The sequence below is a fragment of the Streptomyces sp. KLMMK genome (assembly GCF_036961605.1).
In the GTDB taxonomy this organism is placed as follows: domain Bacteria; phylum Actinomycetota; class Actinomycetes; order Streptomycetales; family Streptomycetaceae; genus Streptomyces; species Streptomyces telluris.
The window spans coordinates 1-17,278 of sequence record NZ_JBAMDC010000055.1 but is presented as its reverse complement, the minus strand read 5'-3'; the positions used below and the strand labels follow the sequence as shown (position 1 = coordinate 17,278).

The following is a 17,278-nucleotide window of genomic DNA, read 5'->3' as shown; positions in this document are numbered from 1 at the left end:
GGCCTGCGCAGTTCGAGAGGTGCCGAGTTTCAGGAGATGCCGAGTTCGTCGTCGAGGAGGTCGTACAGCTCCTCGTCGCTCGCCGAGCTGAGGTCGTCTTCGTCCTCGGCTCCGCCGGCGCCTCCCGGATCGGCCGGCTCGTTCCCGTTCCAGCGGGCGAGCAGTGCCTGGAGACGCATGTTGATCTTGGTTCGGGTGACGTTGTCGACGCCGTCCGCTCCGGCGCCGTCGAGGGCGGCGGCGAGGCGGTCGATCTCGTCGAGCACCGACGCCGTCCCGCCCGTGGCGCCGGGCAGGTCCTTCAGGACCCGCTGGGCGAGCACCGCCGGCGTCGGGTGGTCGAAGACCAGCGTCGCGGGCAGGCGCAGCCCGGTGGCCTTGTTCATCCGGTTGCGGAGCTCCACGGCGGTCAGCGAGTCGAAGCCCAGGTCGCCGAAGGCCTGGTCGGGCTGGACGGCCTTGGCCGAGCCGTGCCCGAGGACGGCGGCGACCTCGGACCTGACCAGGTCCAGCACCAGCTCTTCGCGCTCGCTCTCGGGCAGGTCCGCGACGCGCTGCGCCAGCGGTACGGCGGCTGCCCGGTCCGTACGCCGCGGCCGGCCGCCGACCAGCGTCCTGAGCAGCGGTGGCACCGGGGCGGCCGCGTTCCGCAGGGCGGCGAGGTCCAGCCGTGCCGCCACCACCTGGGGCTCGTCCAGCGCGAGCGCGGCGTCGAGGAGTCCCAGGCCGTCCTCGTCGGACAGCGGCAGCACGCCGCCGCGGGCGAGCCGGGTCCGGTCGGCGCCGCCGAGGTCCTCGGTCATGGTGCCGGTCCGCTGCCACAGGCCCCACGGCAGCGACACCGCGGGAAGGCCCTGCGCCCGGCGGCGCCTTGCGAAGGCGTCCAGGAAGGCGTTGGCGGCGGCGTAGTTCGCCTGGCCGGGGGTGCCGAGGGTGCCCGCGAGTGAGGAGAAGACGACGAACGCCGACACCTCGCCCGCCAGTTCGTGCAGATTCAGGACCGCGTCGACCTTGGGGCGCAGCACCGTGTCCAGGCGCTCCGCGGTGAGCGAGCCGATCACGCCGTCGTCGAGGACACCGGCCGTGTGCACCACAGCCGTCACCGGCACCGGCGTCCCTGCCAGCACCCCGGCGAGGGCGTCCCGGTCGGCCACGTCGCAGGCGGCCCAGTGCACCTCGGCGCCCGAGGCGGTGAGGTCCGCCCGGAGCTCCGCCGCGCCCTCGGCGTCCGCGCCGCGCCGGCTCATCAGCAGCAGGCTGCGCACGCCGTGGGCGGCGACCAGGTGCCGGGCGACGAGTCCGCCCAGGGCGCCGGACGCGCCGGTCAGGAGCACCGTCCCGGTTCCGAAGTCCGGGTTCCCGGACTGCGGGGCGTCGGCGCCGGCCCGGGCGAGCCGGGGCAGCAGGAGCACGTCGCCGCGCAGCGCCGCCTGCGGCTCCTCGGAGGCGACGAGCCGGGGAACGGCCGTCGCCACGGCCTGCTGCCAGTCGCCGTCCTTGCCGGTGTCGAGGAGGACGATGCGGTCCGGGTTCTCGGACTGCGCCGATCGCACCAGGCCCCACACGGCCGCCTGCACCGGATCGTTCTGAGCCGGGTCGTCCTGGGCCGGGTCGTCCTGATCTCCGCCGGCGGCGACCGCGCCCCGGGTCACGAGTACGAGGCGGGCGGTCCGGTCCTCGGCCAGCCACCACTGCACCAGCCCGAGCACCTCGGTCAGGACTTCCCGGACCCGCTCGTCGTCGGTGCCCGAACCGGCCGGGCAGGGGACGACGACGGCATCCGCATGCACATCCGCATCCACATCCGCATCCGCCCCGGCCCCGGTCTCCGTCTCCATGGCGGAGCGGAGGGAGGCGATGTCCTCGTAGGCGCGTACGGCCGGGCCGTTCGCCTCGGACGGTGCGGCGAGGGGTGCCCACTCCACGGTGAACAGGGAGTCCCGGGAGCTCGTGCGGAGCTGGTCGGCCGACACCGGGCGCAGCGTCAGCGATTCCACCGAGACGACGGGCCGGCCCGTGCCGTCGGCGGCCTCCAGCCGTATCGCGTCCCCGCCCGCCTGCGAGAGCCGTACCCGCAGGCCGGCCGCTCCGGTTCCGTGCACGGTGACGCGGGACCACGCGAAGGGCAGCAGGGGCCCGTCGGCAGCCGGTACGAGCCCGCCCGCGCCCAGTGCGTGCAGGGCGGAGTCGAGCAGGGCCGGGTGCACGCCGAACGCGTCCGCCCCGGCGTGCGCTTCGGCGGGGACGGCCAGTTCGGCGTAGACGGCGTCGTTGCCGCGCCAGGCGGCGCGCAGCCCCTGGAAGAGCGGGCCGTAGCTCAGGCCGAGGTCCGCGAGGCGGTCGTAGAAGCCGTCGAGGTCCACGGGCTGCGCGTCGGCCGGGGGCCAGCTGCTCAGGTCGGTCGCGGAGGGGGCTCCGCCGGTGGCGAGGGCGCCGGTGGCGTTGCGGATCCAGGGGCCTTCCCCGGCGCGCGAGTGCACGCTCAGCGGGCGGCGGCCGGAGTCGTCCTGCGCGCCCACGAGGACCTGGATCGCGACGCCGCCGTGCTCGGGCAGCACCAGCGGTGCCTGAAGGGTCAGCTCCTCGACCTGGTCGCAGCCGGTTTCGGCCGCGGCGTGGGCGGCCAGTTCCACGAAGGCCGTGCCCGGCAGGATCACGGTGCCCAGCACCGCGTGGTCGGCGAGCCAGGGCTGGGCCTGCAGCGACAGCAGCCCGGTCAGCAGGTGGCCGCCGGCGTCGGGGAGTTCCACGGCCGCGCCCAGGAACGGGTGGTGGGCGGAGTCCAGCCCGGCCGCCCGTACGTCGCCGGCCGGCGCGCCCGCTTCCAGCCAGTACCGCTCGTGCTGGAACGCGTACGTCGGCAGGTCGACGCGGCGGGCACCCGGCAGGACGGCGTCCCAGTCGACGGCGACGCCGTGCACGTGGGCCTGTGCCAGGGACAGCAGCAGCCGGTGCCGTCCGCCGTCGCCGCGGCGCAGCGTCGGTACGACCACGGCTTCGGCCTCGGCGGCCTCGATGGCGTCCTGGATGCCCGCCAGCTGCACGGGGTGCGGGCTGACCTCGACGAACACGTCGTGCCCGGCGGCCAGGACGGCGCGGATCGCGTCGTGGAACCGCACCGTCTGCCGCATGTTGCGGTACCAGTAGCCGGAGCCGAGCTCGTCCGCGTCCAGCTTCCCGCCGGTCACCGTGGAGTAGAAGGGCACGGTGCCGGGGAGGGTGCTGATGCCGGCGAATCCTTCAGCGGCCTGCTCCTCGACCCGTTCGATCTGCGGCGAGTGCGCGGCGTAGTCGACGGCGACCTTGCGGGCCTGGATCCCCTCCTTCGCGCAGTGCGCGAGGAGTTCGTCCAGGGCGTCGGTGTCTCCGGAGACCACGACGGTTCCGGGCCCGTTCACGGCTCCGATGCCGAGGCGGCCGGCCCACCGGCCGATCAGCTCCTGTGCCTCCTCGTCGGGGAGGGTCACCGAGGCCATGCCGCCGCGGCCCTGCAGCTCGCGCACCGCGAGGCTGCGCTGCGCCACGATGCGCGCGCCGTCCTCCAGCGAGACCGCTCCGGCGATCACGGCCGCGGACACCTCGCCCTGGGAGTGTCCGACGACCGCGTCGGGGGTCACCCCGAAGGAGCGCCACACCTCGGCCAGCGCGACCGTCATCGCCCACAGGACGGGCTGCAGCACGTCGACCCGGTCCTGCTCGGCGTCGGACGTGCCGCGCAGCACCGCGGTCAGGGACCAGTCCACGTGCGGCGCGAGGGCGCGCTCGCAGGCGTCGATCCGCTCGCGGAAGACCGGGGAGGTCTCCAGCAGTTCGGCGGCCATGCCCACCCACTGCGACCCCTGTCCGGGGAAGACGAAGACGGTCTTGCCGCCGGCGCGTGCGGTGCCGGTCACCACACCGGGTGGCGTGGAGCCGTCCGCGACAGCGGCCAGACCCTGCCGGAGCTCCTCGGGAGTGTCCGCGACCACCACGGCACGGTGTTCGAAGGCCTGCCTGGTCGTGGCCAGCGAGTACGCCGCGTCGGCTGCCGGGACCGGGGTGTCACCGTCGGCGTCACCGCCGGTGTCCTCCAGGAAGGACGCGAGGCGGGTGGCCTGCGCCCGCAGGGCCGCTTCGGTCCTGCCGGACAGCACCCACGGCACGGCCGTGCCGGAGTCGGGCGCGGACGGCAGCTCGGCGGTTGCAGGGGCCTGCTCGATGATGGTGTGGGCGTTGGTGCCGCTGACACCGAAGGACGACACGGCCGCGCGGCGCGGGCGGTCCGACTCCGGCCACTCGACGGCCTCGGTCAGCAGGCGGACGTCACCGGCCGTCCAGTCCACGTGCGGGGTCGGCTCGTCGACGTGCAGGGTCTGCGGCAGGACGCCGTGGCGCATCGCCATGACCATCTTGATGACGCCGGCCACGCCGGCCGCGGCCTGGGTGTGGCCGATGTTGGACTTCAGCGAGCCCAGCCACAGCGGCCGGTCCTCCGGCCGCTCCTGGCCGTACGTGGCGAGCAGCGCCTGCGCCTCGATCGGGTCGCCCAGCTTGGTGCCCGTGCCGTGCGCCTCGACCGCGTCGACGTCGGCGGGTGCGAGTCCTGCGGAGGCCAGGGCCTGCCGGATGACGCGCTGCTGCGAGGGACCGTTGGGGGCGGTCAGGCCGTTGGACGCGCCGTCCTGGTTGACGGCGGAGCCCCGCACGACCGCCAGCACCTGGTGGCCGTTGCGCTCGGCGTCGCTGAGCCGCTCGACCAGCAGCATGCCGACGCCTTCGCCCCAGCCGGTGCCGTCGGCGCCGGCCGCGAAGGCCTTGCAGCGGCCGTCCGGCGACAGGCCCCGCTGGCGGCTGAACTCCACGAAGACCGTCGGGCTGGCCATGACGGTCACGCCGCCGGCCAGGGCCATCGTGCACTCGCCGCTGCGCAGCGACTGAACGGCCAGGTGCAGGGCGACCAGCGACGACGAGCACGCCGTGTCGACCGTGACCGCCGGGCCTTCCAGGCCGAAGGTGTAGGACACGCGCCCGGAGGCGACGCTGCCGGAGCCTCCGGTGGTGAGCAGGCCCTCGACGCCCTCGGGCAGTTCGCGCGGGCCCTGGCCGTAGTCGTGGTACATCAGGCCGGTGAAGACCCCGGTCCTGCTGCCCCGCATCGCCGCCGGGTCGATCCCGGCGCGTTCGAAGGCCTCCCAGGACGCTTCCAGCAGCAGCCGCTGCTGCGGGTCCATCGCCAGGGCCTCGCGAGGGCTGATGCCGAAGAAGCCGGCGTCGAACTCGGCCGCCTCGTGCAGGAAGCCGCCGTCGCGCGCGTAGGTCTTGCCGAGCCGCTCCGGGTCGGGGTCGTACAGCGCGTCGACGTCCCAGCCGCGGTTGTCCGGGAACCGGGAGATGCCGTCCCGGCCCGAGGCCACCAGCCGCCACAGGTCCTCCGGCGAGCGCACCCCGCCCGGGAGCCGGCAGCTCATGCCGACGATGGCGATCGGTTCGTCGGCTGCGGCGGCGGACTGCCTCGCCGTGGCGGTGGCGGTGGCCGTGGCCGCCGGGGCTTCGCCGACCAGTTCGGTGCCGATGTGGCGGGCCAGTGCGGCGGGCGTGGGGTGGTCGAAGACGAGGGTGGCGGGCAGGCGCAGGCCGGTGGCGGTGGACAGCCGGTTGCGCAGTTCGACGGCCGTCAGCGAGTCGAAGCCCAGGTCCTGGAAGGCGTGCGCGGGCTGGACGGCCCGGGGCGAGGAGTGCCCGAGCACGGCGGCGACCTCGGACCGGACCAGTTCCAGGACGGCCTCGTCGCGCTCGTCGCCGGTCAGCCCGGCGAGACGGTCGGCCGGTGATCCGGTGGTGGCGCGCCGGGCGGTGCCGCGCGTGGTGACGCGGACGAGTCCGCGCAGCAGCGCCGGTACGGATCCGGCCGCCTGGTTCCGCAGGGCGGCGGTGTCGAGGCGGACCGGTACGAGCACGGGCTCGTCCGAGGTGAGCGCCGCGTCGAACAGGCGCAGGCCGTCCTCGGTGGAGAGCGGCAGTACGCCCGAGCGTGCCATCCGCGTCCTGCCCGCCTCGTCGAGGCCGTCGGCCATGGCGCCTTCCTGCTCCCACAGGCCCCAGGCCAGCGAGATCGTGGGCCTGCCCTGGGCTCGGCGGTGCCGGGCGAAGGCGTCGAGGAAGGCGTTGGCCGCGGCGTAGTTGCCCTGGCCCGGGTTGCCGAAGACGCCCGCGGCGGAGGAGAACAGGACGAACGTCGTGCCCTCGCCGGCGAGCTCGTGCAGGTTGAGCACGGCGTCGGCCTTGGGCTTCAGGACGGCGTCCATGCGCTCCGGGGTCAGGGCGGCGAGCACGCCGTCGTCGAGCACGCCGGCGGTGTGCACGACGGAGTCGACCGGGGTCCCGTCCAGCAGCCGGGCGAGGGCGTCGCGGTCGGCGATGTCGCAGGCGGCCCACGTCGCCTCGGCGCCGAGAGCGGTGAGCTCGGCTTCCAGGGCGGCGGCGCCCGGGGCGTCCGCACCGCGGCGGCTGACCAGCAGCAGCCTGCGCACGCCGTGTCCGGTCACGAGGTGCCGGGCGAGGGTTCCGCCGAGCGCGCCGGAGGCGCCGGTGAGCAGCACGGTGCCGAGGCCGCCCTGGGCGGTGTCGTGGGCAAGGGCGGAGGTGTCGTCCTCGGCGAGGCCGGAGGCAGCGCCCTCGGGGGCCGATGACACGGAGTTCTCCCCCGTCGGAGGGGCGACGCCCTCAGCGGCCGGAGGCACGGGGTGCTCCGTGACCGGAGAGACAGCGCCTCCCGCGGTCGGCGATGCATGGCTCTCCCCCGCCGGAGGGGCGACGCGGGCCAAGCGCGGTGCGCTCGTCCCGCCGTCGCGGACGACGACGTGCGGTTCGCCGGAGTGCAGAACACCGGGCACGAGCCCGGAAACGTCCGCCGGGCGGTCGGTTTCGAGGAGCACGATGCGGCTGGGGTTCTCCGCCTGGGCCGAGCGCACCAGTCCGCCCGCGGCGGCGTGGGCGAGGTCGTCGCAGCGCGCCACGAGCACGAGGCGCGACGTCCGGTCCTCGGCGAACCACCGCTGCAGCAACTGCAGCACCTCGGCGGTGACCGCGCGGACCCGCTCGGCCTCGGGGGACCCTTCCGGGCCGCCGGGGCACGGAACCACGACCGCGTCCGGCTGCGCCGGCGCGTCGACGCCGTCCAGTGCGGCGGCGGTGTCCGGGGCGTAGGTGACGGTCGTCCCGTCCGCGGCATCGGACGGCAGGGTCAGCGGTGCCCACTCGACCGCGAACATCGCGTCGCCGTCCCCGGAGCGCTCGCGGAGCTGTTCGGCCGACACCGCGCGCAGCGTCAGCGCATCCACGGACGCCACGGGCTCGCCGGCGGCGTCGGCCACGAGCAGGGACACCGTGTCCGGACCGGCCGGCGACAGCCGCACCCGTACGGTGGACGCGCCCGTGGCGCGCACGGACACCCCGGACCAGGCGAACGGCAGGAGCGGTCCGTCCCCTTCGCCCACCAGGGAACCGCCCGCGCCGATCGCGTGCAGCGCCGCGTCCAGGAGTGCGGGGTGCAGGAGGAAGGAACCGGTGTCCGTGCCGTCGGGAAGGGCGACCTCGGCGAAGATCTCGTCGCTCGCGCGCCAGGCGCTCCGCAGGCCGCGGAACGCCGGGCCGTAGGCCAGGCCGAGGCCGGCCAGCCGGTCGTAGAAGCCGTCGAGACCGACCGGTTCGGAGCCCGCCGGCGGCCACGCCGTGAGCGCCCGGCCGGCTGCCGGGGCGGTCGCCTCTTCGGTGACGAAGCCGGTCGCGTGGCGTACCCACGGCAGGTCGGTGTCGTCCTCGGGGCGCGAGTGCACGGTCAGCGGCCTGCGGCCGGAGTCGTCGGCCGCGCCGACCCAGACCTGGACAGCGACGCCGCCCCGCTCGGGCAGCACCAGCGGCGCTTCGAGGGTGAGCTCCTCCAGCAGTTCGCAGCCCGCTTCGTCGGCGGCGCGCACGGCCAGTTCGACGAACGCGGTGCCCGGCAGCAGCACGCTTCCGAGCACGGTGTGGTCGCTCAGCCACGGGTGCGTGCGCAGGGACAGCCGGCCGGTCAGCAGCCGCTCGTCGCCACCGGCCAGGGCGACGGCGGCGCCCAGCAGGGGGTGGTCGGCGGAGCCCAGGCCGGCGGCGCGCACGTCGCCGGGCGCGGCCGGGGAGGCGTCGAGCCAGTAGCGCTCGTACTGGAAGGCGTAGGTGGGCAGTTCCACGCGCCGGGCACCGGGGAAGAAGGCGTGCCAGTCCGGCGAGACGCCGTGCGCGTGCAGTTCGGAGACCGCGGCGACGAGTGCGGCCCGCTCAGGGCGCTCAGCGCGGAGGACGGGCACGGTGACGATCTCGTCGTCCAGGCAGCCCTGGGTGAGGGCGCTCAGGACGCCGCCGGGGCCGATCTCCACGAAGGTGGTGACGCCCAGGTCGTGCAGGGTGCGGACGCCATCGGCGAAGCGGACCGCCTCGCGGACGTGACGGACCCAGTACTCCGGGGTGTACGGCTCGGCCAGGCGGCCGGTCAGGTTGGACACCACCGGGAGCTGCGGCTGCTCGAAGGTCAGCCCGCGCACGACCTGCGCGAACTCCTCCAGCATGGGGTCCATGAGAGGCGAGTGGAAGGCATGACTCACCTTCAGCCGCGACGTCTTACGACCCTGACCGGCAAAGATCTCACCGATCGCGGTGACCTCGTCCTCGGCACCGGAGACCACGACGGACTGAGGCCCGTTGATCGCCGCAATGCCGACCCCGTCGGTGAGGTGCGGCAAGACCTCGTCCTCGGTCGCCTGGACCGCCACCATGGCACCGCCCGCGGGCAGCGCCTGCATCAGCGCAGCACGCGCCGACACCAACTTCGCCGCATCGGCGAGCGACAGCACACCCGCCACATGAGCCGCAGCGATCTCACCAACCGAATGACCGGCCACGTAATCCGGCCGGATCCCCCACGATTCGAGGAGCCGGAACAGCGCCACCTCGACAGCGAAGAGGGCGGGCTGGGCAGCGCCCGTGCGGTGCAGTTCCTCCGAGTCGACGTCGATCGTGGCGTCGAGGTGCGCGCAGACCTCGTCGTACGCGGCGGCGAACGCCGGGTAGGACGCGTACAGTTCGCGCCCCATGCCCGGGCGCTGCGAGCCCTGGCCGGAGAAGAGGAATCCGACGCGCCCGCCGGTTCCCGACCGGCCGCGCGCCACGCTCGGGGCCGGGGAGCCGGAGGCCACGGCCCGCAGCCCCTCGGCGAGCTCCGCCGGCGATTCGCCCTGCACCACCGCGCGGTGCTCCAGGGCCGTGCGCGTCGTAGCGAGCGAGAACGCCACGTCCAGCAGTGACGTATCGGGGTCAGCGTCGGTGACGGTGTCGGTGTCCGTGCGGGACAGCAGGCGTTCGGCCTGGGCGCGCAGGGCCTCCTCGCTCTTGCCGGAGATCACCCACGGCACCGGCCCGCCCTCGGCCGGGGGTACGGCCTCGGCGGCGACGCTGTCAGTGTTCTCGGTGTTCTCGGCGCCGTCCTCCGGGGTTTCGGTCTCCTCGGTGAACGCTGTGGCCGACGGGGCTTCCTCGATGATCGTGTGCGCGTTGGTGCCGCTGATCCCGAAGGAGGAGATCCCGGCCCGCCGCGGCTGGTCCGACACCGGCCACGGCGTGGTCTCGGTCAGCAGCCGTACGGCGCCCGCCGACCAGTCGACGTGCGGGGACGGCGCGTCGACGTGCAGCGTGCGCGGGAGTTCGCCATGGCGCATGGCCATGACCATCTTGATGATGCCGGCCACGCCGGCCGCGGCCTGGGTGTGGCCGATGTTGGACTTGATCGAGCCCAGCCACAGCGGCTTGTCGTCGGTACGGCCCTGCCCGTACGTCGCGAGCAGCGCCTGGGCCTCGATCGGGTCGCCGAGCCGCGTCCCCGTGCCGTGCGCCTCCACCGCGTCGACCTGGGCGGTGGTCAGCTGCGCGGCGGCCAGGGCCTGGCGGATCACCCGCTGCTGCGAGGGGCCGTTGGGGGCGGTCAGGCCGTTGGACGCGCCGTCCTGGTTGACGGCGGAGCCCCGCACGACGGCGAGCACCTCGTGCCCGTTGCGGCGGGCGTCGGAGAGGCGCTCCACCAGCAGCAGGCCGGCGCCCTCGCCCCAGCCGGTGCCGTCGGCGCCGGCGGCGAAGGCCTTGCAGCGGCCGTCCGGTGCCAGTCCGCGCTGGCGGCTGAAACCGACGAAGGTGGCGGGGCCGACCATCGCGGTGACACCGCCCGCCACGGCCAGCGAGCACTCGCCGTTGCGCAGCGACTGGACGGCCAGGTGGAGGGCGACCAGCGAGGACGAGCAGGCCGTGTCGACCGTGACGGCCGGGCCTTCGAGGCCGAAGGTGTAGGCCACCCGGCCGGAGGCGACGCTGCCCGAGGTGCCCGTGCCCAGATAGCCCTCAAGGTCTTCCGGGGAGTTCTGCAGGGCGGCGAGGAACTCGTGGTTCATCACTCCGGCGAACACGCCGGTCCGGCTTCCGGCCAGCGAGGCGGCGTCGATGCCGGCCCGCTCGAAGAGCTCCCAGGACGTCTCCAGCAGCAGCCGCTGCTGGGGGTCCATGGCGAGCGCCTCACGGGGCGAGATCCCGAAGAGGCCGGCGTCGAACTGCGCCAGGTCCCGCAGGAACGCGCCCTCGCGGGCGTAGCTGGTCCCGCGGTTCTCCGGGTCCGGGTCGTAGAGCGCGTCCAGGTCCCAGCCGCGGTCGGCGGGGAACTCCGAGACGGTGTCCCGTCCGCCGGCGACCAATTCCCAAAGGTCCTCGGGCGAGTTGACGCCTCCCGGGTACCGGCAGCTCATCCCGATGATGGCCACCGGCTCCCCGGCGGCGTCCTCGTAGTCACGAAGGCGCCGCCGGGTCTCCTGGAGATCTGCGGTGACTCGCTTCAGGAAATAGCGGAGCTTGTCCTCGTTCGCCACCGAAATCGTCCCTCACCCTTGCGAAGACTTACCGGAATTCGGCAAGGGGTCACTGGGGACGCACCGGAACCGGAACGGTCAGGAGATCCCGAATTCCTTGCCGAGCAGATCGAATACTTCGTCGTCCGTGGCCGATTCCAGATCGCTGCCTGTTCCAGGGGCTTCCGGTACCGACGGCTTGCCGGATTCACCGGCAATCGCCAATACAGCCTGGAGCTTTGACAGGATCCGGTCGCGAGCTTCACTCTCTGACAACTTCGTGACCAATTCTTGTTCGACCCTGTCCAGGTCAGCAAGTAGGGAATCCACTAGGGCTGGTTCGGCCGCCCCGGCCGTCTCCGTGAGCACATGACGGGCGAGGAGAGCGGGTGTCGGGTAGTCGAAGACCAGCGTCGCGGGGAGCTTCAGCCCCGTGGCCTTGTTCAGCCGGTTGCGCAGTTCCACGGCCGTGAGGGAGTCGAATCCCAGGTCCTGGAAGGCATGTTCCGGACGGACCGTCTGAGCCGACGCGTGACCCAGGACCGCGGCCACCTCGGCCCGGACCAGGTCCTGCACGGCCTTGTCCCTCTCGGCCTCCGGCAGCCCCTCCAGGCGGTCGGACAGCGAGGACACGGACGGCGTGGCAGCGGCCTGCGCGGCCCCCCTCCGGGACACGGCCGGCACGAGAGCGCGCAACACCGTCGGCGCTTCACCGGCCCGCAGCGCACTGGTGTCGATGCGCACCGGGGCGAGCACCGCCGCGTCCGAAGCCAGTGCCGCGTCGAACAGCCGCAGCCCCTCCTCCGGCGGCAGCGGCAGTACGCCGCTGCGCGCCATCCGCGCCCGGTCGGCCTCGGCGAGGCCGTCCGTCATCGCACCGGACTGCTCCCACACGCCCCAGGCCAGCGAAATCGCGGGCAGTCCCCGGGTGCGGCGGTACGCCGAGAAGGCGTCGAGGAAGGAATTCGCCGCCGCGTAGCTCGCCTGACCGGCGCTGCCGACCATTCCGGCGACGGACGAGAACACCACGAAGGCGGCCAGGTCCATTTCCCGGGTGCAGTCGTGCAGATTCAGCACGGCGTCCACCTTGGGCCGGAACACCTCCCGCAACCTCTCCGGCGTGACCGAGGCGACGACTCCGTCGCCGAGAACACCCGCGGTGTGCACGACCGCCGACAGCGGATTGCCACCGAGCCCGTCGAGCATTCCGGAAACGGCTTCCCGGTCGGCCACGTCGCAGGCCGCCCAGGTGACTTCGGCGCCCCAGGCGGCCAGCTCGGCCTCCAGCTCGGCCGCACCGGGCGCCTCCGCACCCCGGCGGCTCGCCAGCAGGAGCCGGCGCACCTTGTGCTCCGACACCAGGTGCCGGGCGACCAGCGCGCCCAGCGACCCGGAAGCACCGGTCACGAGGACGGTGCCGTCGGCGAGGTCCGGTACGTCTCCGGCGTCGGCATCCCCCGCGGCCCTTGTCAGGCGCGGTACGAACACGTCCTGGCCCCGCACCGCGAACTGCGGCTCACCGGAAGCGATCGCGGCGGGCAGCGCACGGACCGCTTCCTCTGTGTCCTCGGCCTCCACCAGCACGATCCGGTCCGGGTTCTCCGACTGCGCGGACCGCACGAGACCCCACACCGCAGCGTGAGCCAGATCCCCGGAACGGGTCACCAGCGCCAGCCGCGCCGGACGCTCCTCCGCCAGCCACCACTGCACCAGCTCCAGAACCTCGCTCACGACGGCGTGCACCCGCTCGGCGGTGTACGCACCGGACCCGGACCCGGACCCGAATCCGGATCCTGTCGGGCACGGCACGACCGCGACATCGGGAAGGGCCGGTTCGGCGGACAGAGCTGCCAGGTCGGCGTAAACCCGTACGTCACTCGGTACGCCGGGCCCTGCGGCAGTCCCGGTGAGGGTCACCGGCTGCCACGCGAGGCCGAACAGCGAGTCGTCGGCACGCCCGCCGGCACCACCCGCCTTGAGCAGCTGCTCCCGCGACACCGGGCGCAGCGACAGCGAGCCGACCGTGGCCACCACGCCGCCGGCGGCATCGGCCACGGTCAGCGACACCGCGTCGGTGCCCGTCCGCGAGACCTTGACCTGCAGCGCCGTCGCCCCCGCAGCCCGGACCCCCACCTCGGACCAAGCGAAGGGCAGCAGCGGCCCGTCGCCGACCGGGACGAGCCCGCCCGCGCCGATCGCGTGGAGCGCCGCGTCCAGCAGCGCCGGATGCAGGGCGAACGCGCCCGCTTCCGTGCCCTCGGGCAGGGCGACCTCGGCGAGGACGTCGTCCCCGCTGCGCCACACCGACCGCAGACCCCGGAATACCGGGCCGTAGCCCAGGCCGAGTTCGGCCAGGCCCTCGTAGAACCCCGTCAGATCGACGGCCTCAGCGCCCGCCGGCGGCCACGCACCGACGTCCGCACCGTGCGACGGCTCGGACGGCACACCCGTGAGGAAGCCGACCGCGTGCCGCACCCACGGCGCCCCGTCCGGAGCGTCCTCCAGCCGCGAGTGCACGCTCAGCGCGCGCCGTCCCGGCTCCTCCTCGGCACCGACCCACACCTGCACGGCCACACCGCCGCGCTCCGGGACGATCAGCGGCGCCTCCAGCGTCAGGTCCTCGATCTGCGCACAGCCGGCCTCGTCGCCCGCACGCACCGCCAGCTCCACGAGCGCGGTGCCCGGCAGCAGGACGGTGCCCATGACCGTGTGGTCGGCGAGCCAGGGGTGGGTCTTGAGCGAGAGCCGCCCGGTGACCAAGTACCCGCCGGCGCCCGGCAGCGCGACCGCCGCACCCGCCAACGGGTGCTCGGCCGCACCCAGCCCGAGCCCGGTGGCAGCAGCGCTGCCCGTGAACTCCTCGGGCACCTCCAGCCAGAACCGCTCGTACTGGAAGGCGTACGTGGGCAGCTCGACGCGGCGGGCACCCGGGAAGAGCGCCTGCCAGTCCGGGGAGACGCCGTGCACGTGCAGTTCGGCGAGCGCGGTGACGACGGCCTGCGGCTCGGGACGATCGGCCCGTACGACCGGGACGGTGATCACGTCGCCGTCCAGGCAGCCCTGGGTGAGGGCGCTGAGGACGCCGCCGGGGCCGATCTCCACGAACGTCGTCACGCCCAGGTCGTGCAGGGTCTGCACACCATCGGCGAAACGGACCGCTTCGCGGACGTGGCGGACCCAGTACTCCGGGGTGTACGGCTCCGCGAGACGACCGGTCAGGTTGGAGACCACCGGGATGCGCGGCTCGCTGAAGCCGAGCCCCCGGACGACCTCGGCGAAGTCCTCCAGCATCGGGTCCATCAGCGGCGAGTGGAAGGCATGACTCACCTTCAGCCGAGAGGTCTTACGGCCCTGCTGCTTGAAGACCTCGGCGATCGCGGTGACCGCGCCTTCGACACCGGAGACCACGACGGACTCCGGGCCGTTGATCGCCGCGATACCGACCTCGTCGGTCAGATGCGGCAGCACCTCAACCTCGGTCGCCTGGACAGCCACCATCGCACCGCCCGCGGGCAGCGCCTGCATCAGCGCAGCACGCGCCGACACCAGCTTCGCCGCATCGGCGAGCGACAAGACGCCCGCCACATGAGCGGCCGCAATTTCGCCCACGGAGTGACCGGCCACGTAATCCGGCCGGATCCCCCACGATTCGAGGAGCCGGAACAGCGCCACCTCGACAGCGAACAACGCAGGCTGCGTCGAACCCGTCTGATGAAGCGATTCCGCATCCACATCCACCGGCGCATCCAGCAGCGCACACACCTCGTCGTAGGCGGCAGCGAACCCCGGGTACGCCGCGTACAACTCACGCCCCATCCCCAGCCGCTGCGAACCCTGACCCGAGAACAAGAACCCGACCTTGCCCCCGGCGCCCGTCCCGCCCTCGACGACCCGGGCGGACGGGGCCCCTGCGGCCAGCGCACAGAGTCCTTCCAGGAGTTCGTCCCGGCTCTCCCCCACGACGGCGGCTCGGTGCTCCATGGCCGACCGCGTGGTGGCGAGCGAGAAGCCGATGTCGGCCGACTGCAGATCCGTGGCCGCGTCGGAGAGGGACAGCAGGCGTTCCGCCTGCGCCCGCAGCGCCGCCTCGGTCCTGCCCGACAGCACCCATGGCACCACCACGCCCGAGACCGGAGTCGAGGACGAGGCCAGGGACGGGGACGGCTCGGCCATGACAGGCGCCTGCTCGACGATCACGTGGGCGTTGGTGCCGCTGATGCCGAAGGACGAGATCGCGGCGCGGCGCGGGCGGTCCGACTCCGGCCACTCGACGGCCTCGGTCAGCAGGCGCACCGCGCCCGCCGACCAGTCGACGTGCGGCGTCGGCTCGTCCGCGTGCAGCGTCCGCGGCAGCACACCGTGCTGCATCGCCATCACCATCTTGATCACGCCACCGACACCCGCAGCCGCCTGCGCGTGACCGATGTTGGACTTCAGCGACCCCAGCCACAGCGGCCGGTCACCGTCCCGCTCCTGGCCGTACGTGGCGAGCAGCGCCTGCGCCTCGATCGGGTCGCCGAGCCGCGTGCCCGTACCGTGCGCTTCGACCGCGTCGACCTGGCCCGAGGACACACCGGCGTTCGCGAGCGCCTGCCGGATCACCCTCTGCTGTGCCGGACCGTTCGGGGCGGTCAGACCGTTGGACGCACCATCCTGGTTCACCGCAGTACCGCGAACGACGGCCAGCACCTGGTGCCCGTTGCGCCGGGCGTCCGACAGCCGCTCCACGAGCAGCATGCCCGCGCCCTCCGCCCAGCCCGTACCGTCCGCGCCCGCGGCGAACGCCTTGCACCGGCCGTCGGCCGACAGGCCGCGCTGACGGCTGAACTCCACGAATGTCGAGGGAGTCGCCATGACCGTGACGCCGCCGACGAGAGCCATCGAGCACTCACCGGTGCGCAGGGCCTGGGTCGCCAGGTGCAGTGCCACGAGCGAGGACGAGCAGGCTGTGTCGACCGTGACCGCCGGTCCTTCGAGACCGAAGGTGTACGAGACACGGCCCGACGCGATGCTGCCCGCGCTGCCGCTGCCCAGATAGGCGTCCATGCCCTCCGGGGCCGTCTTCACCCGCCCGCCGTAGTCGTGGTACATCACGCCGGCGAAGACACCGGTCCTGCTGCCCCGCACCGAGGCCGGGTCGATGCCGGCCCGCTCGAACGCCTCCCACGATGTCTCCAGCAGCAGCCGCTGCTGCGGGTCCATCGCCAGCGCCTCACGCGGCGAGATCCCGAAGAAGGCGGGGTCGAACTCGGCTGCCTCGTGGAGGAAGCCGCCGTGGCGCACGGAGGACTTGCCGGAGCGGTCGGGGTCGGGGTCGTAGAGGTTCTCGACGTCCCAGCCCCGGTCCTCGGGGAAGCCGGAGATCGCGTCGCCGCCGGACGCGACGAGGCGCCACAGGTCTTCGGGCGACCGCACGTCACCGGGGAACCGGCAGGCCATGCCCACGATCGCGATCGGCTCGTCCGTCCCGGCGACCGCGGCGACCGCGGCCTCGGACTGCTCCTGGACGCCCAGCGTCTCGGCCAGCAGGAAGCGGGAGAGCGCGGCGGGCGTCGGGTGGTCGAAGACCATGGTCGCGGGGAGCCGCAGCCCGGTCGCCGTGTTCAGGCGGTTGCGCAGTTCCACCGAGGTGAGGGAGTCGAAACCGGCGTCCTGGAAGGCGTGTTCCGGCTGGACGGCCTGGACCGAGGCGTGCCCGAGGACGGCTGCGACCTCGGTACGGACCAGGTCCAGCACCACCTGCTCGCGCTCGGCCTCAGCCAGCCCGGCCAGCCGCTGACCCAGCGATCCCTTCGGCGCGGCCTGCGCCGCGCGCCGCGCGGTGCCCCGCACGGGGCCGCGCAGCCCTCGCAGCACCGCGGGCACCGTGCCCTGCAGGCCGCCGAGGTCCAGCCGCAGCGGGGCGACGGTCGCCCGGTCCAGGGCCAGCGCCGCGTCGAACAGCCGCAGGCCCTCGTCGACGGCTATCGGGGCCAGGCCCACGCGCTTGAGCCGGGTGAGGTCCGCCTGGTCGAGCCGGTCGGCCATGCCGCTGCCCTGCTCCCACAGGCCCCACGCCAGTGAGGTCGCGGGGAGGCCCTGGGCGCGGCGGGCTTCGGCGAAGGCGTCGAGGAAGGTGTTCGCCGCCGCGTAGTTGCCCTGCCCGGCGCTGCCCAGGATTCCGGACACCGACGAGAAGACGACGAACGCCGACAGGTCGCTCGTCAGCTCGTGGAGGTTCAGCACGGCGTCGACCTTCGGGCGCAGCACCGCGTCCATGCGCTCCGCGGTCAGCGCGGCGATCACGCCGTCGTCGAGGACACCGGCCGTGTGCACCACGGCCGTCACCGGTGTCGCGGCCAGCACGCCGGCGAGGGCGTCCCGGTCGGCCGCGTCGCAGG

Annotated in this window: 2 protein-coding genes; both read right to left on the bottom strand. The window is 73.8% G+C overall.

Annotation, left to right across the window (positions count from 1 at the left end; all coding sequences use genetic code 11):
• Nucleotides 1-29: 29 nt before the first annotated feature.
• Nucleotides 30-10,919 carry a type I polyketide synthase gene (locus V7793_RS12510; protein ID WP_336005717.1) on the bottom strand — a complete coding sequence of 3,630 codons (10,890 nt, stop codon included), beginning with the start codon at nt 10,917-10,919 and terminating at the stop codon, nt 30-32.
• 78 nt (nt 10,920-10,997) lie between these two features.
• On the bottom strand, nt 10,998-17,278 hold a 6,281-nt coding region (locus V7793_RS12505), incomplete at its 5' end, for an SDR family NAD(P)-dependent oxidoreductase (RefSeq protein ID WP_336005716.1).